Source organism: Rhizobium sp. Root483D2 (assembly GCF_001426685.1).
Lineage (GTDB): Bacteria > Pseudomonadota > Alphaproteobacteria > Rhizobiales > Rhizobiaceae > Pararhizobium > Pararhizobium qamdonense.
Genome location: NZ_LMFB01000040.1, coordinates 6378 through 6684, shown reverse-complemented (window position 1 = coordinate 6684; position 307 = coordinate 6378). Strand labels below are relative to the sequence as shown.

1 protein-coding gene is annotated in these 307 nt (G+C 65.1%); it reads left to right on the top strand.

Going from position 1 to position 307, the window contains the following annotated elements; translation table 11 throughout:
* A partial coding sequence (locus ASD32_RS24730; RefSeq protein ID WP_156383337.1) for a transposase occupies positions 1–307 on the top strand: 307 nt, incomplete at both ends.

The window sequence follows — 307 nt, the reverse complement described above, 5'->3', positions numbered from 1 at the left end:
GCGCAAGGGCAAGGCCGGTTCGGCCTATGGCTACAAGGCCCATGTCGGTGTCGATGAAGGCTCCGGCCTGATCCGCAGGGTTGTCACCACGCCGGCCAATGTCAACGACACCGTCGTCGCTGACCGCCTGATCATCGGTGACGAGGCCTGCGTGATGGCCGACAGCGCCTATCATACCCATGCCCGCGAACAGACCTTGAAGGACAAGGGCATCAAGCCACGGCTGATGCGCCGGCCCAGCCGTCACCATCGCGCTCTGCCGCCACGGCTTGAACAGTTCAACCGGCTGATATCGCGGCGGCGGGCG